Here is a 20,578-nt window from a genome sequence, read left to right as displayed (position 1 = left end):
TATATAAAAATATTATGTGATAAGGGAGTTTTGTATGAAACAGTATAATGAAATTATAATTAGTAGGCTAATGGGAATAGGGGACGCGATAATGCTTACTCCGCTGCTACAGGGGTTAAAAACTCTTATGCCTGATACGAAATTGATTCTAGTGACGGAAAAGCATACTTTGCCTATTACTAGCAGAATGCCATTTGTAGACGAAGCGTATGGGTTTACGAAAACACTCAAGGATGAAATCTTTTTTATAAAGCATTTTTGGCGGAAAGATTTGGCGTATTGCGTAGATAATTCTTATCGTATATCTCTTATATATGCTTTAGCGATGATAAAAGAAAGAATAGGATTTCCGCATAAAAGAGGAATATATCTGACAAAAAATTTAAAGTATGAACCTTGGATGGATAAAGAGTGGGAGCCATATGTTCATGCTATGTTGTTTAAGCAAGCGACAGGTCTTGACGTTACAACTGTAAATAATTGGAATAAATTTTATTATCCTGAAGCAACTAAAGCAGAAAAAGAAAACATAGAAAAGATTTTTATTGACTCAGGCGGGAATTTTGAAAAAGGTTATGTTGCAGTTAGCTTAGAGTCGGATACTTGGCAGAAAGACTGGCCTATTGAAAATTGGTTGAAGCTATTTAGTAAGTTGGGTGATAAACAGTTTGTCGTTTTGGGAGTTAAGTCAAAGAGGCTGGAAAATATAGAATTGCCTAGTAATGTTATAGATATGCGTGGAAAAACTACTCTTATTGAAATGGGTTATTTGGTAAAAAGAGCAGATTTATTAATAGCTGTGTGTAGTTTGTTCGTTCACGTTGCATATGCGTTTGACATTCCGGTTATAGGGATATATGGACCACAACCAGTTAGGCGTGGCGCCTCCCCCAAATATTTTTGCCGCCATTCGTTCGGAAGCTTATTGTGCTCCATGTGAATTTCTTATTACTGGTGGTGAACGCTGCGATCATCCTTGGTGTATGGACAGCATAACTGTTGACAAAGTAGAAACAGAAGTAAGGAGATTCTATGAAGATGGACATAAACCTTGTGAATAAATATAAAATTACTGATAGCGAAGCTTATTTGTGTTCGATAGTTAGATTTATTAGGGGAACAAGTAATTGCCCTAAGTATATTTATAAAAAATCTCATAATAACTATGGCTGGCAAGATAATTTAGCAAGGTATTGGTGGGAGAAGTATGATGGAGTAGAAGTTGGAAGATATACTTATGGTTATCAAAATTTAGGTACGCTATTTGTTAAGAAAATAGGCGCTTTTTGTTCAATTGCTCCGCATTCTATAACAGTTCCTAATGGACACAATATGGACTGGGTTACTACTAGTTCGATAGCTACATTAAAAGAGTATGGCTTTTGCTCTAAAGATAGACTAGATGAATTTTGTCCGAATATAGAACATTCTATAGAAATCGGGAATGATGTTTGGATAGGGGCGGGTAGTATTATATTTAATAATGTAAAAATTGGTGATGGAGCTGTGATTGCGGCTGGCAGTATTGTAAGAAAAGACGTTCCTCCATATGCAGTAATCGGGGGGTAGACCGCTTGCTTAAATATCGTTTTTCTGATGAAGTTATCGAGAAATTATTAAAAATAAAATGGTGGAATTGGGATGACGATAAAATTAAAGAGAGCTTCTCTTTATGGTATAGTCCAGAAAAATTTATCCGATATTATGGCGAACAAGAAAATATTTAATGAGAATTTTATTAGGAGAGTAATTTGAATATATTAAATGAAAATAATTTTGTAGAAGTGTTTTTAGTCATTACTTTTGAAAATCTAGAGAAGTGTTTGGAGCAATAAAATTAGGCAGTGTATTATAATACACTGCAGTGCAATTTAAGTTTAAATTGTGTGCGCATGATGTGAACAGGTGTAGCTGCTGCGGATAAAGCGGTTAACCGCGCGCAAGTTTTCGCTATTAACGCGGACGGAACACACAATGTTGCGGAAGTTTGTAAAAAGTTAAATTGTAAAAAGATGTATATCAGCACAGATTATGTTTTTGACGGGCAAGGTGCCGAACCGTGGCAGCCGGATTGCAAAAATTACGCGCCGCTGAATGTTTACGGCGAAAGTAAATTGCGGAGCGAACTGGCGGTAGCAAAGCTTTTGGAAAAATATTTTATTGTGCGCATCGCCTGGGTGTTTGGCGCTAACGGTAATAACTTTATTAAAACAATGTTGAACTTGGGGAAGAAGTATGATACTTTGCGCGTAGTAAGCGACCAAATTGGTACCCAGACATATACCTTTGATTTGGCAAGGTTGTTAGTAGAAAAAGTTTTTGAGCCGCTGCCGGATTGGCAGGACGCGGTAGAGAGATATATCATGAAATGCATTAGTAAATAAAAGCATAATATAACAGGAGAAGGTAGTAATATGCCTATTTATACATTGCTTATAATAAATTGTTTGTTCTACTATATTTTCTGTAAGTTTATTTTTGCAAAAGATAACTTTGTGTGTATATATAAAATTAGTGAAATGCTGAATAAACGATGTTTACGATTGAATATTGGCGTTAGCGTAGGAAGCATTTATACATTATTTGAGGCTATGTTATTGTTATTATTAGTTGTTGGATATACTGCATTGTTTATGTTTGTAACTCCAGCTATGATTAAAATTGTATATAATAATCAGTACAAGGAAATAATAATAGGAACATTCATACTTGCTGTATATCTTGTAAATATAATTATCTTTTTTAAGCAAAGAAATCACCATATTAGGTTGCTGGGAGCACTGGCGTATACTGTAATTGAATATATTATTGTAGTTTTTAATACTCTAGTTAGTTTGGGCATATTGTATCAAGAATGTGCTGATTTTAATAAAAATTACGAGGCTTTTTCTTCTTTTTGTGAAACCTTAAGAGTAGGATATTGCGTTATAAAGGGAGATTTGTTGGCCTATGACCCTAGAACTATTATTTTTATATTTATGTGGTGGCTAGGAGTACTAATTCTTTCGTTCTTAAGCGTATCAGTCATAAATGCTGCTTCTGATATTGAAAAAGATGCAGTGAAAAATAAAAAATATTATTGCGATCTTGAAACACAACCAATAGTTGAAACTGCAGTTAAATTTAATATAATAGATGCATCATTTAAGAATTTCAAGAAAATTATTCATCGAGATTTGAGCATTAATTTTGATGAGATAATGTTTGAATACCAAACTAAGGCAGTATCGTATCTAGAGAAAGAGAGAGCACTTATCGTAACTGAGCGTGATCACAAACAAAACTTAGTAAATTTTTATGGAACTATAGCTTTAGCAGGAGCTTTAGCTATAATTGGATTTTTATTTGGAGCTTTGCCAATTTTAAATGGGTGGAATGAAAAGCTTCTATCTTTGCCAAATGCTTTAGATAAAGCCATTAATTTGTATAGTATACTTTTTGTGTGTACTGCAGTTATAGTTTTTGTAGTTTGCTGGTTTTGTAGTTGTAAGTTGGGCGAGATTGCAACTAATAACTTAAGAATAAATGTTATTGATATCATACTAAATAGTAGGGATAGTAATAAATAAAAACATAAAAAGCAGTCATTAGGTATTATAAAAATAGATTTTACAGAGGAAATACGCAATTTATATGCATATAAATATTTAAAATTCACAATATAATATCGAGGATGAAGATATAATATTAAAATTTATTTGCAAAATTCAAACTATTGTTTTGCTGATAGAGCATAGTATAATGAAGCTGCGAGAGGTATATATTTTTTTGTAATCTAAGCATTTGTGCTATGCGAAGGAGAATGACGGTTATGTAAAATAAAATTATCGAGCAGATGAGGTTGCTTAAAGAAATATATGATTTAGTAAGAGAGTGTCAAACGACGGAACTATTGTTTAATCAAGGGCGTTAGCATGAACTTGCGTCGTATATAAATCATTTAAGCAGAAAGCCGTTTGGTAATTGATAATATGCGAGAAAATATAAGAACTATAAAATTCACAGCTATTTTAAGTATTGGACTTATGCTCCTTACTTATCTAATAACATTAAATATCGAAAACTATTTTTTTACACCTAATTGATGGTGGATGTCGAACAACTTTGCTTTAACAATTTGTGGCGGGTTATTTGTAAGCTTCATTACAATTTTATTGTGTGAGTTCCGAAAATATAGTTATAATAAAATGGATTGTGAAGCATTAATGTTTCAGCAAGCATTGGAATTATATAAGCATTTATATTTGATGCATAGAAATATTGAAGAATATTTAGATAAGCCGGATATAATTATACCGGATGACTTTTTAGGTTACCATCTTCCGATAGTGAGACAATATATTGCTGCAATTCAAAATATAGATTATATAAGAATTTTTCAAAAGAATTTATTAGTTGATAGACATCAATATTTTTGTAAAAAAATTAAGCAGTGGTTTGCTATTAGCCTAATGGAAGGTTGTTTAAATGTAGCAATATGTAAAGCTAAAATAAAGAATCCGCTAGGGAATAATATAGTAAAGTCGAAAGATATTGCTGAAGTTCTCGAAGCTAATTGTAGATATATAATCAAATTTTTAGAGCAAACGGATCGGTATCTAGAAACTTTAGATGAATGTTGTGACAAAAGATTTGGTTGGGAAGAAGAGAAAGATAATATGTAGAAGGAATATATTAGTATTTTTAATATAGAGGAGTATAATGATTTTTTGAGAAAATCTAAGGAATGAGGTAATGAGTTTATGTATACATTTTCTGATCTATGGAATACTCCACCGGACGATAGTTCGATAATACGTTATTGGTCTTATGAAAAGTTTTTGGATTTGCTAAGTAGAAAACAAATTTATTTTAGAGAAATCTCAAAATTTATTGAAACCGATCCAAAAGAGGGCATGATACCATATGCGAATAGAAATATTCTTGCTGGTGGATTTTTGCGAGTACAATTTCGGAATGAAATAATAGAAGCATATCATGATTATGCTAAACTTAATCAAATAGTAAAATTTTGTCAACATTTTACATGTATTAATTGCTGGAGTCTTTCTGATAAAGAAAATTATAGAATGTGGAAGGAGTATGCTGGGCGTGATAATATCGAAGGAGCTGTTGCTATCAAAACAACGATAGGAAATCTTAAAGATGCATTTTCTAGCACTAAGCAAGAAGTTTTTATAGGTAAAATTAAGTATGTTAGACATGAGAAATATCGTAATAAAAATTATGATCCATTTTCTTTTGCTTTTTTAAAGGATAAAGTTACTTATGATTGGGAAAAAGAGCTACGGTTAGCTGTTGTGAATTTTGATGAAACTAATAAAATCATTCAGGAGTTGAATGGCATTAATTCAATAGAAGATTTCTTTAGAATAAATTTGGATAAAAACAATGGCATAGAGTATACTATGGTAGATTGTAATTTGAATAAATTGATAGATGAGGTAATATTGTCTCCATGGGTGAATACTGAAATGGAGATGAAGATAGTAGAATTGTTGAAAGAAAAGGGCTTGGGAAATACGGTAATCAAGCAGTCTTATTATAAGCAAGCTGTGCAAAGGTAGTTGTTAATTCTAAAAGTTTTTGTACGATGTTTTGGAATTTGTAGCGGCGAAGCGGTGAGGGGAAATTAAATATCAATGATGAGTAAAGGAGGGCTTGGCATGTGTATTACAGATGATATAATTAACCGTATGATTACGTGTAATAAAATAATAATCCAAAATCCCAAAAGGCATATGGAAGAGCATGGTGTCAACCTGCGCAACGATATGGAGTTGAGTTCTAGTGACGGACAGGAACATTTTAGCGTATTTATAAGGCAAAACACACAACTTCCAGATAACTTTTCGCTAGGGCTTATTTGGAAAAATGCTGAGCTTAACAAGAATATCATATTATACAGATGTAACGGTCCACATGGCGGTAACATTAAAATAAAAGAACATTTTAAACCGCACATTCATAAAATAACTGCAAAGAACATTGAAAATGAAATTTATAAGCCTACAATTGAAGGAATCGAGATAACTGCGAAATATAACACATTTGACGAAGCATTGTCTTTTTTCTGCCTAAATTGTGGTATACAAGATGCTTGTAACTTTTTTCCTCAAATAAGAAGCCAATCTCTCTTTAGTGATATATAATATGTTTATATCCGCTTAGGAGGTTATATAATGGACAAAACAGGATTGATAAACATACTAAAAACAAATCTAAATAATAGCTTTACAATCACTGAAAGAAAAGAAGGCTTATATCAAATATTTGCGCCTTTTTATCATTCTGACGGTGATATGATTGACATATTTGTTAAGGTTAATCCAGAAAGTCCGCTGCTTACAGTGTGCGACTGCGGAATAACACTGATGCGCTTGTCTTATGATTACGATATAGATACAGAACGGAAAAAAAATATTTTAAAAAGTATTCTCAAAGAAAATAATGTATCTAGCTATGATGAAAATTTATCTATTAGCACTAAGCCGGAGTTTTTATTTCAAACAATTCTTTCGATGACGCAAACTATAAATAAAATAAGTGCAATGTCTTTTTACCAACGGGATGTGATAACATCGTTGTTTTTTGAGCAGGTAAATGATTTTGTTATAACTAACTTACATCGATTTGACCCTAAAAAAGATTTTGCTCCAATACCAGGACGCGATGAGTTAACTGTAGACTATTGCTTTCCTAATATGAATAAACCTATTTACTTATTCACCGTTAAGGGCTCTGACAGAGCTAAAACGGCGGTGATTTCTATGTTGTCTTTTCAAAATGCTGATATTCCTTTTACCGGTGCAGTAGTTTATGATAATTTTGGTAACTTGGGTAAAAAAGATCAAAAACTTCTAATGAGTGCTGCTGATAAACAATTTTACGATCTTTCAGATTTTAAAAAGAACATGGCAGCTTTTATCGGAAGAGTTGCAATGTAATTGAAGTTTTTGGGATAAACCATAATAATTTTGATCTAGGTTTTTCTTTTAAAAGCCTAAAAAGGAGCTCAGTATGCTTGAAAAAATTATTGCTGAAGCAACGGAATATGATTTTAAAATCGCTTTGGAAAAGAAGAAACCCAAAAGTTGGTTAAAAAGCGTTAGCGCGTACGCTAATGGTATAGGGGGAGTGTTATTATTTGGCGTCGCTAATGATGGGACTGTTACAGGTTTGAATAATGCTCAATCAGATGCGGAAATTATCAGTAGATTAATTAAAGAAAGAATTACGCCTTTGCCGCAGTTTGTTTTGTCAGCAATTAATGAAAATGGTAAATTTTTACTCGTTCTAACAGTTACTTCTGGTCGTTCAACTCCATATTATTATAAAGCAGACGGCGTTATGGAAGCATATGTTAGAGTGGGGAATGAGACTATAGTAGCGCCAGATTATCTACTTAACGAATTAATTTTAAAAGGGAATAATCAATCATATGATTCGTTGCGCTCTGATGCTAAAAAAGTTGATTATAGCTTTAATCAATTAGAAGCTACGTATAGGGAGCGTACAGGAATTACTTTGGAAGGCAAAGATTACTATTCGTTTGGGCTTGCTGATAATGGATATCTGACTAATGCAGGAAAACTATTGGCGGATCAGCATATAGTTTATAATTCACGTATTTTTTGTACCAGATGGAATGGCTTGGACAAAGGTTCTATTTTTGATGATGCTCTTGATGATAAGGAATATGAAGGTAATCTGATTTATTTATTGCAAAGTGCATATGATTTTATTAAGAATAACTCTAAAGTTCGTTTTGAAAAGAAAGATGAGTATAGAGTTGATAAGCCGGACTATTCTATGCGCGCTGTTACAGAAGCTTTGGTTAACGCGTTGATTCATCGTGATTATATAATAATGGGGAGCGAAATACATATTGATATGTACGACGATAGAGTTGAAATTCAATCTCCGGGAGGTATGTTTAGTGGGAAGCTGATACAAGAATATGATTTAGATAGCGTTGGTTCTATGCGTAGGAATCCAATTTTAGCTGATTTATTCCATAGGATGAAGTATATGGAACGCCGCGGTAGCGGTTTAAGAAAAATATTAAATGAAACTAAAAATTTACCCGGTTATGATGAAACGATGAAACCGGAATTTATTTCGACTGCATCGGACTTTAGAGTTATTTTGAAGAATGTAAACTATGACGGTGTACATGTCGGTGTAGTTGATGGTGTACATGACGGTGTACATGATGCAGATGAAAAAGTACTAGCTTTACTTGTTTTTTGCGAGCAGCCACGGTCACGGGCAGAGATGACAGCTTTCATGAATGTAGGTAGCAGAGCCTATTTTGTCAATAAATATTTAAGAGCATTGCTCGCTGATGGTAAGCTTGCTATGACAATACCGGATAAGCCTAAAAGCAAGAATCAGAAATATATCAGAGTTAAATAGATAGAGCATGTCAAGTTATAAATTTCAGCTTATATATGGATTGAGGTGTGTTGGTTATGGGGCTTAAGAAAGAAGCGGCATATTAAAAATCTTATTATAAAGCATGATAACAGCAGTGTCAGCGCGATGGGGAAGAAAGAATATCAGCCTCAAACCAGCGTGGATACCTGGTATAAGGAATTGATAATAAAGTTCAGAGAAAAGCACAGCCTGACGTTTAAAAAAGTAAGAGGGCATTCTTTGGAATATTTTAATGTTATGGCTGACTTGTTAGCTCGGAAAGCTTTGCGAGAGGAAGTCGCCAGAAGAAAAAGCGTTGGCTTTACTTTTACGCTGGCCGATAAGCTTAAAACAGCTATGGAAAACAGAGAATAACTATGGACGTAGGAATATTTTCTTAATCTGAAATATAGCAGATTGATGATAAAATAAAATTAAGCGTATAGGAAAAAGAAATTTCATAGGTACTGTAAAGAGTTTTTGTATCATGATTTTCATAATGGAGGATAGTTACCATGCCTAGCAAAATATTACCTAGACCGCTATCGCAGAAAAACTTGAATAAAAAGTATCAAATTCTTGCTCTGGAATCTAAAGGACGTCTTGATTTCACAAATGAAAGAGGAAAGGCTAACCTAGAGTTGCTACAAAAATACTATAGCGCCTTTTCAAATTTATATGGCGCTTTAATGCTTAAAGAGGCATGGGAGTTATTTAGTTTTGCCGAAAAAGAAATTACGGATAAAAAGCAAATCCTAAAAAAAGATTTTTTTGCTTTTTCAGAAGTGGCTAGATATGAATCTTATGACTATTATGTGCTTGAAATAGATGAATTATATGAAGATGAAAAGCGGGGCAATGCCGGAACTCGCTTCATTGTGAATAAAAAGCTTTATCGTAAAGGGTACGGCAGATTTTCAGATTATTATAGACTTGCTGAGGAACAAATGAAAAGAACTTTATGCGCACTTGAAAGAGAAGAAGTCCTTTCATGGGCAGAGCCGGGTAATTTGTGGCGTTCGTCGGAAGGGAGGGCATTAAAGCGGTTTATAAAATCTCTTACTGTACACCAAAACTCGGATAATATTGATACCAATGGTGTGAAAATCGCTGGAAAGCGCCTTACCGAGTTTGTATTCTGGCATAAGGATGAAATAATTAACTATGATTATACCAAGAGAGTGTGGGTAAAAGCTGAGCTTAAGGAATACTATGATGTAACAGAATTGGAAAAGACGCTTCGAGCAATAGAGTGGCGGTTAAACAGTTCAGTGTTATATGCTGATGTCAAAAGGCAAATTCAATATTTGTTTGACGATTTAGATGAAGTAGGAGTACGTCTTACCAAATCACAGCTAAAGACATTGCTTAAATTATATACTAATTTTTCAAACAATAGCCGTTGGTGGCCGTTATGCGGGTGGAAACCGGTAGAACTATATATGCAGTATAAAGGCAACGAGGGGCCGACAATTTCCTTTGGACAAGGGTTACAGAAAGCGTTTGCAGACGGCAGTATTCATAAAGAGGAACTTGTTGAAGAAATGAAAAAATTAGGTTTTCAAGTAATTGGTTAGAATCACAAAATTATTTATGAATAAACATCATAAATGTTTTTTGTTATTGCAATTTATGATTGTTATTGAAGAGTGCGTATTTTGAAAAGCTTTCTTTTAGCGGATTTTGGATTTACTACTATAGGGAAATGACCTTTTCTCGAAGAAAGGGGGCAGTAGGGTGGATGCAATGAAAATAAAAGGATGGAAAAAATTATTTCAAGAGCGGATATTAGAACGAGGTTGGATATACTGTCTGATGGATCATGTGCATGATATAAAGCCTACGCCTTTGGGATATGCCGCAATTGTTAGCGGTACGGAAGATTATACGGTTAGTATTGCATTACGCGACGGTAAAGCGGCTTATATGGAATGCGACTGCCCTTATGCTGAAGACGGCAACAATTGTAAGCATATGGCGGCCGTTTTGTATAAGCTGACGGGAGAACAAGGAGAACTTTCCCCGCAGAAGCGTAAAGAAGAATTGACCAAGGAACGACAGCAATTGAACAACATAATCACGCAGATATCGGAAGAAGAATTACGCGCTTTTTTATTAGGGTTGGCATTGAGCAACGGCGACGTTAAAAGGGATTTGCTGCTTAAATATGCCAATATTGCAGGCGGGGCGCGTATGCAGGAGCTTAAGGGGCAAATTTATGCGATAACTGGCGAATACGAGGATGGGCGCGGGTTTATTGATTGGGAACATGCTTATGATTATACTTGTGCGTTGAGCAATTACCTTAGCGATACAGTGGCAAAACTCTTAGAAAATAAATTTTGCATGCAGGCTTTTGAGCTGACGTATGAAGGTTTGAGCTATGCTTATGAGCAGGATATGGACGATGATGGCGGACTATCGGTTTTAGGAAGTACATGCGCTGACTTATGGCGGCAGATAGCGCGCCAATGCGATGACGCGCAAGCTAAGGAACTATTTGCTGCTGCGAAGAAAGCGCTTACTAGCCATGACGAGGATGATTTTATTAGGGAATATCTATACGCTTTCTTAATGGACGAATTTCATAGCAATGATTTTCTGAAAGAAAAATTGCAATTATTGGACGCCGATATTGCCGATGCTTTGGCAGAAAAAGATAATTATCTCCTTCGCTATCGGGTAGAAAAAATGCTTGTTAAGCGCATTCAATTTATGAAAGAATTGCAGCTGCCGCGCGAAGAAATTTTACGCTATCAAAGAAAGTATCGAGATTTTCCTGAAGTACGGCTTATGGAATCGTATATGTATTTGCAGGTTGGAGATGTGCAAGCTGCGGTGGGGCTTTTAAACGATGGTAAGAAAGTTGCGGCTAAATCTCCAGAAATTTTTGCAAAGTACAGTCGGCGTTTGCAGAAAATTTTTCAAACTAATAATTGGCGCAAGGATTACCTGCAAGAATTGGAGCAATATATTTTTACGTGTCGTCAAGATAGTTTAGAGTATATTTTATCGCTCAAAGAAAATTTGACCGTTGTCCAATGGCCGTCGTATCGCGCTAAAATTTTAGCGGCAGAAACTTGTGCTGATATTCGATATGAGTTGTTGGAAAAAGAAAGCATGTATGAGGAGCTTTTGCAGGCGATAGTAAAAGAAAAATCCATTTGGGCGCTGGATAAATATGAGCGTGTTTTGCGTAACAATTTTCCGGAGTCGGTGAGAGATATTTATATAAAATACATTCAACATGAGGCTGCTGTAATAGCTCAACGAGACGCTTATAAAAAATTGATGCGGTATTTGCGCAAGCTTAGAAAGTATCCTGATGGCGATAAAGCCGTCCAAGCGATTGCAGCTGATTGGCGTGTAGTTTATCGTCGCAGAACGGCTATGTTGGATGAGTTGGCAAAAGCTGGGTTTTAAATTAAGTAACTCTAAGGAAACGATGAATCTCTAAGTTTTGTCAATCCCAAATTTTTCCCTAAGCAGGCGAAGGATTCTTTGGCGTTTTGCATGATTACGGAAAAAGATATGAAAAAAGCCGTAGAGTTTCCGGAGATGGTCCAGAAGCTGGCGGAGATGTACGCGCCGGGAGAAACTTATTTTGTAGCTTGGGGCGACAGCGATTATAAGGTGCTCAATACCGCTTGCAAAAGGTATAAAATTGCTAATCCCATCAGGGAGGAAGATTATCTTGACTTTGCCGCGGCTTATAAATTTATGAAAGGCGATAATTATACTACCGGGCTAAAAGCTGCAACCGAAGAACAGGACGTGGATACTGCCGGGCTTTGGCATACTGCTTTTGACGACGCTAATAATACAGGCAAGCTTTTGCGGAAGCTTGTAGAAAAAGGCTGGACGCCGGAAAAATATTTGGCAAGTACAACGCCGGATACAGGAAGCACTGATAAATAAAAAGAGCTGCCGTGCTAAACTAGTGCGGCAGCTCTACTCTATTTTTTATTGAGTTTTATTGTTTGCTCTCACCACGTGAAGTACGTATAAATACTGAAAATCGTCAGGATAATAATTTCTCCCATGACCACGGGCTTGAGCGTTTTGAAGAAGTTAGCTTTGAAGTAGTCCACAGTAATGACCAGGCACATATGCGTGGGCGTCAGCATTTGGCCGGCTACGCCGAAGGCCATCGCTACTCCCGCCAGGTTCAGGTTACCCGTATCCATAGCGGCGACAATGGGCATTACTATCGCCACGTGGCCCTGGGACATACCCGTCAGCACGCCGATGATGAAGGTTACGCAGGCGATGATGACCGGCACGGGCAGCGGCGAATTTTGGAAAGCGACGACGATTTCGTTGAGGACGTTAGTGACGGTGAGAATTTGAATGAAGTAAAGTATGCACAGCACGTTGAGAAACATTTTAATATCCAGCGCGCCGACTATTACTTCTTTGAGGCTGACGAAGCGCTTGGTGAAACGTAGCACGAATAACAGGCCTGCGGTCACGACGCCCATGCCCAGCGAAGCGTTGAAATCGAAGAAGACTACCAAAATAAAGGTCAGCACTACCGGCGACAGGGCCAGCCACAGGTCCTGCATATTTTGCTCGTGTTCTGCGGGCGCGGCGGCAACGGTCTTGAGCGTGTCGTCGCCGATGGGGCGGATGAGTACGAGCCAGCCTGCGGCGAAGGCCAGAGCGGTGAGCCAGCAAAGGTGCATAATGAAATCGCTGTAGGCGACGCCTGCGATATTGCAGGCCATAATCATGCCGGGAATGATGGGGCTGGAAAATTCAAAAATGTGGCGGAACCAAAAGTTGATAGCGGCTTTGTGCTCCTGAGTGATATCTAAATCGCGGCTGGCTTCTTCAACGATGGGGGCGGAAAAACGCGCTCCGCCCAGCGAGGGCAACAGGCCGAGAAAGGCGGGCATGACGGCCAGCGTTACCTTGGTGCTGGAGAAGATGCGCTGCAGGGCGTGGACCATACCGGCCAGCGCGCCGCTGGTACGCAGCTCGATTTCCAGGCACATAACGAAGTACAGGGCCAGCAGAATATCGTAGGTGCGGCTCATGGTCATGGTTTCGACGCCAGCCTGCGTCAGATAGTGCAGGCTGGGAGCCTTAACGGCCCAAATCAGCAGACCGCCCGCCAGCATGCAGGGGCCGATGGGGATATGCTTGCGCAGCATAATTATAATCAACAGCATGGCGAGCGCCACTAATAAAAAAATATTCATAAAAGCTTCATCCTTTATTAAGCGAGTACTGTACTGCCGTATTAGCGGCCAGACGCGCATTATTGCGGCAGCTTGTTTATTATACATCGTTTTTACGCTTTTTTCTAATATTTGCTACAGAAAAATTTAGCAGGCGGCGCAAAATGGTGTATACTGTTAATATAGAAACAGAAGCGGAGGTTGTATTATGCGTATTGACAGATTAAAGCTGAAAAATTTCCGTTGCTATGATGAATTGGATATCGACTTTGAGCCCAAGCTGACGGTTATCGTGGGAGAAAACGGCAAGGGCAAGACGGCTATTTTCGACGCTTTGGTGATTGCTTTGGAGCCGTATTTGCGCGCCTTTAACGTGCCGGGACGTTCGATTATGGCTAAGGATGTGCGGCGCGTACCGATTTACGGCGGCGACGGCAGGCATATCGAGCGCATGGAAAACAAATATCCCGTGGAGGTGCGCTTGGAGGGCGAGGCGTTGGGGCGCAGCATGAGCAGCACTCGCGTCTTGGAAGCTGATGGGACGCTGCGCGAGAATGTGGACGATTTGCTCGATAACGGCGAGAGTATGCGTCAGGCGGCAGCCAGACGCGAATGGGCGTTGCTGCCGGTCTTTGCCTATTACGGTACGTCCCGCATTTGGATTGACAGCAGCTTGATGACGCATTACGACAGATCGATGGAAGCGCGCGAAGTGGGGTATGAGGAATGCCTGGAGCCTTCGTCCTCGTATAATACTTTCGGCCAATGGTTTGAACACGTCAGCCGCTGCGCCTTGGAGGAAAGGCAGCAGGGCAGTCAGGAACTGCAGCGCAATCTGCTGATAAAAAAAGCGATTCAGCAAGCGGTGGACGCCTGTATGGCCAGCATGGGGATGCACGATTTGTATTATAATTTCAAATTGAAAACCTTTGTGGTCAGCCATCCGGACGCCGGCGAGATGGTGGTGGACGATTTGAGCGACGGCTTCCGTAGCGTACTGAGCATGGTGGCCGACCTGGCGTACCGCATGGTGCGCCTTAACCCGCAGTTGGGCGAACGCGCCGTACTGGATACGCCGGGGCTGGTGCTGATAGACGAGGTTGATATGCACCTGCACCCCCTGTGGCAGCAGACGGTGCTTCTGGATTTGCAGAAAGCTTTTCCCAGCGTGCAGTTTGTGGTGACGACGCACAGCCCGCACGTTTTGGGCAGCGTGCCTGCGGAAAGTATCCGCGTGCTGATGTGGGGCAAGCAGTTTGAGGGCGTGCGCCGCGTAAGCTTTTCCATGGGCGCGACCAGCACACAGATTTTGCAGGACATCCAGAACGTAGCGCCGCGCTCGGAGCGGCTGCCCATTGTGCAGAGCTTGAAGCGTTATCTGGAACTGGTAAGCGAAGATAAATGGGATACGCCGGAGGCTCTGGCTTTGCGCGACCGTCTCGACCAATGGTCTAACGGGCAGGAGCCGGCGCTATTGCGCGCCGATATGGATATCAGGATGCGGCAGTTCAGGAGAAAACGGCCATGAAGCGGGTGTATAAGAGCAAGCAGGAGCCGGAGGCTTTAGCTCGCTACCGCAAGTCCTACCCGCGCGAAACCTGGGAGCATTTCCGCCGCCGCGCCCGCAACGGCTACCGCGAGGTGAAGCGGCAGATTTTGCAGGACCAGCACGGGCTGTGCGCTTATTGCGAAATTGGCATTAAGCTGGCGCAGGCTGAAACGGAAGTGGACGATTTCCGCGTGGAGCATTTCTATCCTAAGGGTGCGACGCAAGAGCGCGGGCATAATTATCATTTGGATTGGCGCAATCTGCTGGGCGTTTGCCACGGCGGCAGCCAGCCCTGCGTGCCGGACGCGGAGCGCCGTTATTCGGAGCTGAAGCGCGACCGCAGCTGCGACGTGCCCAAGGGCGGCAAAGAAATCAGCGGCTTGATTTTGAATCCTTTAAAGATTCCGGGACGGGTACGGATTTTTCGTTATGCGGAGCATTCGGGCAAAATGTTTGTGGACGAGGAGAGCTGCCCGCAGCATTTGCGGCGCAAAGCGAACAGTACGATCAGAGAGCTGAATTTGAACGCGCCGCGGCTGATGCGTATGCGCCTGGCCGTTATCGAAAAATTAGAAGATGAAATTTCACAGATGCTGGCGCAGGGACAACCGCTGGAGGAAGCTTTGGCGCTTCTGGCGGAAACCTGCCTGCTGCCTGATTACGAAGGCGTGTCCTTATCTTTCTTTTCCGTTATCCGCTGGTACCTGGGCGAGGCGGCGGAACAGGTGATTCGCGCCAGCGGCGACAGGTTATGATTTATAATTTAAACGGAAGGGAGGAAATAGGCCGTTTACTTTTGGTAAGGCGGCAGGATTTTCTCCCTTTATGCAGAATAGAAATAATGATTGATTGACTTTGCATATTATTATAAAAAATCAGCTAAAAGGAGTACGTAAGATGGAAATAACCAATAAGGCGTTTAAAGCGTACGATGTGCGCGGCGTTTATCCTGACGAGGTCAACGAGGAGCTGGCTTATCGCGTGGGACGTATTTTTTCCGCTATGTTTGCGGCGGAAACTGTGGTTGTGGGTCACGATATCCGCTTGAGCGGTCCGGCGCTGGTTGAGGCGCTGACGGAGGGCTTGCGTCACGGCGGCACGAAGGTAATCGATATAGGACAATGCGGCACGGAAATGATTTATTTCGCGACGGCGCATTTGCAGGCCGACGGCGGTATTATGATTACCGCCAGCCATAATCCTAAGGAATACAACGGCATGAAGCTGGTGCGCCGCGGTTCGCGTCCTATTTCCGCCGATACCGGGCTGAAGGAAATTGGCGAGATGGCGGCAGCGCGGAATTTTGCGCATCAGCTTGTCCCCGGCAAAACCTTGGGCGCAGTGGAAAAAATGGACATTATGCCCGCGTATATCAAGCATTTATTAAGCTATGTGGACGTTAAGGCGTTGAAGCCCATGAAGATTGTGGCTAACCCTGGCAACGGCGGCGCAGGCCCAGTGCTGAAAGAATTGGCTAAGCATTTACCCTTTGAATTTATTACGCTCAACGATACTCCGGACGGCAGCTTCCCTAACGGCGTACCCAATCCCTTGCTGTTGCCCAACCGCGAGGCTACGGCGAAGGTAGTGCGCGCAAGCGGCGCGGATCTGGGGATTGCCTGGGACGGCGACTTCGACCGCTGCTTCCTGTTCGACGAAAAGGCTGAATTTATCGAGGGCTACTATATCGTGGGTCTGCTGGCGGAGGCCTTCCTGCGCAAGGAGCCGGGCGCGAAGATTATGTTCGACCCGCGGCTTACCTGGAACACGGAAGAAATTTTGCGGCGCGACGGCGGCGTGCCGGTACGCTGCAAGAGCGGTCACGCCTTTATGAAGGAATGCATGCGCCAAAACGGCGTGCTTTACGGCGGCGAAATGTCGGCGCATCATTACTTCCGCGATTTTTCCTATTGCGACAGCGGCATGATTCCCTGGCTGCTGGTGACGGAGCTGCTGTGCCGCTCCGGCAAGAAGCTGTCCCAGCTGGTGGGCGAGCGTATGGCTATGTATCCCTGCAGCGGCGAGATCAACCGCAAGGTGGAGGATTCGGCTGCGGTTTTGGCCGAGCTGGCCAAGCGTTATGCCGACGGCGAGCAGGACCATCTGGACGGCTTGAGCGTGGCGTATGATAAGTGGCGCTTTAACGTGCGCGTATCCAATACGGAGCCCGTTATGCGTCTGAATGTGGAAACCAAGGGCGACAAAGAGCTTTTGACCGCTAAAACGCAGGAGCTGCTGGCAATTATCGGCGGCGAAGAGGCTTAAATCTATAAAATAAGGTAGCCTGCGGCAGCAGGCAGAAGAATTTGCGAAGGAGGAACGCACATGGAACGTAAGGTACGCAAGGCAGTTATTCCTGCGGCAGGGCTGGGCACGCGCTTTTTGCCCGCGACGAAGGCTACGCCGAAGGAAATGCTGCCCATTGTAGATAAACCGACTATCCAATATATTATTGAAGAAGCGCTGGCTTCCGGCATCGAGGACATTTTGATTATTACCGGCCGCAGCAAACGCGCGATCGAGGATCATTTTGACCGCAGCATCGAGCTGGAATTAAATCTGGAGGAGCACGGCAAAATTAAGGAGCTGGAAATGGTGCGCAAAATTTCCGAGGTGCGCATCCATTACATCCGCCAAAAGGAGCCGCGCGGTTTGGGTCACGCTATTTTATGCGCCAAGCATTTCGTCGAGGACGAGCCCTTCGCCGTTTTGCTGGGCGACGACGTAGTGGACGGGCGGGTTCCGGCCTTAAAGCAGCTGATTGACGTTTATGATAAGACGGGCGCCAGCGTTTTAGGCGTGCAGGAGGTGCCGCAGGAAAAGGTATCCGCGTATGGCATCGTCGCCGGACAGCCTACGGACGAGCCGCGCACCTTTACCGTGAGCGATATGGTGGAAAAGCCTGCGGTGCAGGAAGCTCCTTCCCGTTTGGCTGTTTTGGGCCGTTACGTTATCAATCCGGAAATTTTTGAAATCCTGGAGCATACCGAGCCGGGCCGCGGCGGCGAAATCCAGCTGACGGACGCTTTAAAGGTTTTGGCTAAACAGCAGGCGATGTACGCTTATAATTTTGAAGGGCGCCGTTATGACGTGGGCGACAAGCAGGGCTTTTTGGAGGCTACTGTGGAAATGGCGCTGAAGCGTCCGGAGCTGCACGACGGCTTTTTGGCGTATTTGCAGGGCATCGTAGCTAAGGAAGGCAAGTGAGGAGTAAAATGAATATTCTCGTTACCGGCGGCGCCGGTTATATTGGCTCCCATGTGGTTGAGGAGCTGCAAAAGAGCGGCTTTACGCCCATCGTTTACGATAATTTTTCTACCGGCCACGCGGCTGCCGTGCCTGAGGACGTGCAGCTGGTGGAGGGCGATATCCATGACGTGCGCTTTGCCAGACATATTATGGAGCAGTTCGAGATCGACGCGGTGATTCATTTTGCCGCCAGCAGCCTGGTGGGCGAATCCATGGTCGACCCGGCTAAATATTATTTTAATAATGTGGAAGGCAGCCTGCATTTGCTGGAGGCTATGCGCGGCGCGGGCGTGGATCGCATCGTCTTTTCTTCGACGGCGGCAGTGTACGGCGAGCCGGAGCAGGTGCCGATTACCGAGGATAGCAAGCTGCAGCCGACGAATGTGTACGGCCGCAGCAAGCTGATGATTGAAAAAATGCTGGCCGATTACGATATGGCTTACGATTTCCGCTATGTGGCGCTGCGTTATTTTAACGCGGCGGGCGCTTCGCCCACGCGGGATATCGGCGAGGACCACAGCCCGGAAAGCCATTTGATTCCGCTGATTTTGAAAACGGCGCAGGGCGTGCGCAAGCAGGTGGCTATCTTCGGCACGGATTATCCGACGGAGGACGGAACCTGCATCCGCGATTATATTCACGTCTGCGATTTGGCTAAGGCTCATGTGCTGGCGCTGCAGCATCTGCTCAAGGGCGGCGACAGCCGCGTCTACAATCTGGGCAGCGAAAACGGTTTCAGCGTGCGCCAGATGATCGACTGCGCCAAAAAGGTTACGGCCGTGGATTTTACGGTAGTGGAGGAAACGCGCCGCGCAGGCGACCCGGCGGTGTTAATCGCCTCCTCGGAAAAAATCCGCAGCGAGCTGGGCTGGGTTCCGCAGCACAGCAGCGTGGAGGAAGTTATCGGCACGGCCTGGAAGTGGCACAAGGGACATCCTCACGGGTACGAGGGGTAAGCGGCGAAAATATTTTACGTATTGAATAATTGAATATAAACAAGACAGGCACAACTGAATACTTCGCAGGAAGTATTTGGCTGTGCCTGTGTAATTATAGATATGCATTAGAAGAATTGGCAGAGCAGCTCATCGGCTGTCAGGAAAGGAGATAAAATGGCGCAAAAACTGCTTTGTTCGTGCATTACTTTGCAAAAAGAGTTGGAAAAGACGATTGCTAAAACAGGCTTCGACGGCAGGGTTAGGTATTTAGACGTCGCGTTGCACAGCGACCCGCAGAAAATGCACCGGACGCTGCAAAAAATTATCGACGATAATACCGAAGCGGAGGAAATAATAATTTGCGTTTCGGGCTGCGGCAAGGCGACCTGCGGCTTGCAGGCCAGCACCTGTAACCTAGCGCTCCCGCGGACGATGGACTGCATCGACGTGCTTTTGACGGGCTCGGGCGTTAAAAGGCCGGACGGGGCGATATTTATAACCAAAAGCTGGATGAACTTTATGAAAAATTCTTCCATAGATTATATGAAGCTGGTGCGGGAGCAGGGCAAGGACGCGGCGGAGGAATATCTCAAGAAGCTGTATAAGGGCTTTACCGATTTTTATATTATCGATACGGGTACTTATGATTTGCAAGAAGTTGAAGAATACATTATGCCGCTGGTAAAGCTTTTGGACGGCCAGCTTACTCGTTTGCCGGGGCCGTATAAAGTTCTGGAAAAATTGGCGTCCGGCAATTATGACGGCAGCGTGATTTTTATACCGAAGGGCGGCACGCTCAGCATTCACGAATTCGACGGGCTGAGGCCGTGTACGATTAAAAAGTAGGCGCGTCGTTTAAATTTTACATAGCGACGTCGATATGAAACTGGACAAGGCGTAGAGAACTTCAGATTGTAAAAATAATATTGTACTATAAAAGTAAAAGCGCAGCCTTCACGCGAGGGCTGCGCTTTAATGTTATAAGCTTTAGTGTAGGTTCTTAGCGGCGGAGAATTGAAAGAACAACAACCATCAGTTATGTTGGCGATATTAAAGAAAAAATCCTTTCATGATAAGATAATGTAATTTATCAGCTATATTGTTAAAATAATTAGAAGTTTTTTGTGAATAGTAAAGAAAACTTAGCATGTCTATCTTGAAATTGCAAATTTCATCTAGTATTTACAATAATATTTTTAACTAGAAATCATTGTGTCAATACCGTCATGAAAACTTACTTT

Annotated in this window: 19 protein-coding genes and 2 pseudogenes; 20 read left to right on the top strand and 1 reads right to left on the bottom strand. The window is 42.2% G+C overall.

Translation table 11 applies throughout. The features are described 5' to 3' along the window. The first annotated feature begins 34 nt into the window (after window positions 1-34). The 14 genes and pseudogenes from Q4E64_RS02120 to Q4E64_RS02055 all read left to right on the top strand — a co-directional run. On the top strand, window positions 35-940 hold the full coding sequence (locus Q4E64_RS02120; RefSeq protein WP_303166006.1) for a glycosyltransferase family 9 protein: 906 nt from the start codon (window positions 35-37) through the stop codon (window positions 938-940). Between the two features lie 92 nt (window positions 941-1,032). Continuing rightward, on the top strand, window positions 1,033-1,569 hold the full coding sequence (locus Q4E64_RS02115; protein WP_303166005.1) for a CatB-related O-acetyltransferase: 537 nt from the start codon (window positions 1,033-1,035) through the stop codon (window positions 1,567-1,569). A gap of 5 nt (window positions 1,570-1,574) precedes the next feature. After that, a complete protein-coding gene (locus Q4E64_RS02110) occupies window positions 1,575-1,727 on the top strand; it encodes a hypothetical protein (RefSeq protein ID WP_303166004.1) in 153 nt (50 codons plus the stop codon). A 210-nt stretch (window positions 1,728-1,937) separates the two neighbouring features. Continuing rightward, window positions 1,938-2,384 (top strand): annotated as a pseudogene (locus Q4E64_RS02105) (NAD(P)-dependent oxidoreductase); the annotation flags it as partial. Window positions 2,385-2,543: 159 nt separating this feature from the next. Next, complete coding sequence (locus tag Q4E64_RS02100; RefSeq protein ID WP_303166003.1) at window positions 2,544-3,569, top strand: hypothetical protein; 1,026 nt, start codon at window positions 2,544-2,546, stop codon at window positions 3,567-3,569. A gap of 618 nt (window positions 3,570-4,187) precedes the next feature. After that, window positions 4,188-4,664, top strand: coding sequence for a hypothetical protein (locus Q4E64_RS02095; RefSeq protein ID WP_303166002.1), 477 nt, complete (start codon window positions 4,188-4,190; stop codon window positions 4,662-4,664). A 78-nt stretch (window positions 4,665-4,742) separates the two neighbouring features. Continuing rightward, window positions 4,743-5,567, top strand: a complete 825-nt coding sequence (locus Q4E64_RS02090; protein ID WP_303166001.1) for a hypothetical protein — start codon at window positions 4,743-4,745, stop codon at window positions 5,565-5,567. A gap of 99 nt (window positions 5,568-5,666) precedes the next feature. Then, window positions 5,667-6,152, top strand: a complete 486-nt coding sequence (locus Q4E64_RS02085) for a hypothetical protein (protein WP_303166000.1) — start codon at window positions 5,667-5,669, stop codon at window positions 6,150-6,152. Between the two features lie 30 nt (window positions 6,153-6,182). Continuing rightward, window positions 6,183-6,947, top strand: a complete 765-nt coding sequence (locus Q4E64_RS02080) for a DUF1828 domain-containing protein (RefSeq protein ID WP_303165999.1) — start codon at window positions 6,183-6,185, stop codon at window positions 6,945-6,947. A gap of 73 nt (window positions 6,948-7,020) precedes the next feature. Beyond that, window positions 7,021-8,418, top strand: a complete 1,398-nt coding sequence (locus tag Q4E64_RS02075; protein ID WP_303165998.1) for an ATP-binding protein — start codon at window positions 7,021-7,023, stop codon at window positions 8,416-8,418. Window positions 8,419-8,544: 126 nt separating this feature from the next. Then, window positions 8,545-8,793: a hypothetical protein gene (locus tag Q4E64_RS02070; protein WP_303165997.1), complete on the top strand. Its 249-nt coding sequence runs from the start codon at window positions 8,545-8,547 to the stop codon at window positions 8,791-8,793. A 140-nt stretch (window positions 8,794-8,933) separates the two neighbouring features. Further along, window positions 8,934-9,995, top strand: coding sequence for a hypothetical protein (locus tag Q4E64_RS02065; protein WP_303165996.1), 1,062 nt, complete (start codon window positions 8,934-8,936; stop codon window positions 9,993-9,995). A 169-nt stretch (window positions 9,996-10,164) separates the two neighbouring features. Next, the gene (locus Q4E64_RS02060) at window positions 10,165-11,841 is read left to right on the top strand and encodes an SWIM zinc finger domain-containing protein (RefSeq protein WP_303166059.1); all 1,677 of its coding nucleotides are present in this window, start codon (window positions 10,165-10,167) and stop codon (window positions 11,839-11,841) included. Between the two features lie 45 nt (window positions 11,842-11,886). After that, window positions 11,887-12,336: pseudogene (locus tag Q4E64_RS02055) on the top strand (exonuclease domain-containing protein); the annotation flags it as partial. Between the two features lie 68 nt (window positions 12,337-12,404). Here Q4E64_RS02055 and Q4E64_RS02050 read toward each other — a convergent pair. Next, window positions 12,405-13,622, bottom strand: coding sequence for a DUF401 family protein (locus Q4E64_RS02050; RefSeq protein WP_303165995.1), 1,218 nt, complete (start codon window positions 13,620-13,622; stop codon window positions 12,405-12,407). A 187-nt stretch (window positions 13,623-13,809) separates the two neighbouring features. Here Q4E64_RS02050 and Q4E64_RS02045 point away from each other — a divergent pair, with 187 nt between their 5' ends. From Q4E64_RS02045 to Q4E64_RS02020, 6 genes are all read left to right on the top strand, one after another. Next, the gene (locus tag Q4E64_RS02045; protein WP_303165994.1) at window positions 13,810-15,129 is read left to right on the top strand and encodes an AAA family ATPase; all 1,320 of its coding nucleotides are present in this window, start codon (window positions 13,810-13,812) and stop codon (window positions 15,127-15,129) included. Continuing rightward, window positions 15,126-15,905 (top strand): retron system putative HNH endonuclease, encoded by a 780-nt coding sequence (locus tag Q4E64_RS02040; protein WP_303165993.1) that lies wholly within the window; start codon window positions 15,126-15,128, stop codon window positions 15,903-15,905. The genes Q4E64_RS02045 and Q4E64_RS02040 overlap by 4 nt, the downstream gene beginning before the upstream one ends. A 142-nt stretch (window positions 15,906-16,047) precedes the next feature. Next, on the top strand, window positions 16,048-17,415 hold the full coding sequence (locus tag Q4E64_RS02035; RefSeq protein WP_303165992.1) for a phosphomannomutase: 1,368 nt from the start codon (window positions 16,048-16,050) through the stop codon (window positions 17,413-17,415). 60 nt (window positions 17,416-17,475) lie between these two features. After that, a complete protein-coding gene (gene galU / locus Q4E64_RS02030) occupies window positions 17,476-18,357 on the top strand; it encodes a UTP--glucose-1-phosphate uridylyltransferase GalU (protein ID WP_303165991.1) in 882 nt (293 codons plus the stop codon). A gap of 8 nt (window positions 18,358-18,365) precedes the next feature. Then, window positions 18,366-19,355: a UDP-glucose 4-epimerase GalE gene (galE, locus tag Q4E64_RS02025; protein WP_303165990.1), complete on the top strand. Its 990-nt coding sequence runs from the start codon at window positions 18,366-18,368 to the stop codon at window positions 19,353-19,355. A gap of 156 nt (window positions 19,356-19,511) precedes the next feature. Next, the gene (locus tag Q4E64_RS02020) at window positions 19,512-20,183 is read left to right on the top strand and encodes a DUF1638 domain-containing protein (RefSeq protein ID WP_303165989.1); all 672 of its coding nucleotides are present in this window, start codon (window positions 19,512-19,514) and stop codon (window positions 20,181-20,183) included. The last annotated feature ends 395 nt before the right edge of the window (window positions 20,184-20,578 follow it).

The organism is Phascolarctobacterium sp. (genome assembly GCF_030531065.1).
In the GTDB taxonomy this organism is placed as follows: Bacteria; Bacillota; Negativicutes; order Acidaminococcales; family Acidaminococcaceae; genus Phascolarctobacterium_A.
The sequence above is the reverse complement of the archived record's forward strand: the minus strand, read 5'-3'. Positions and strand labels throughout refer to the sequence as shown.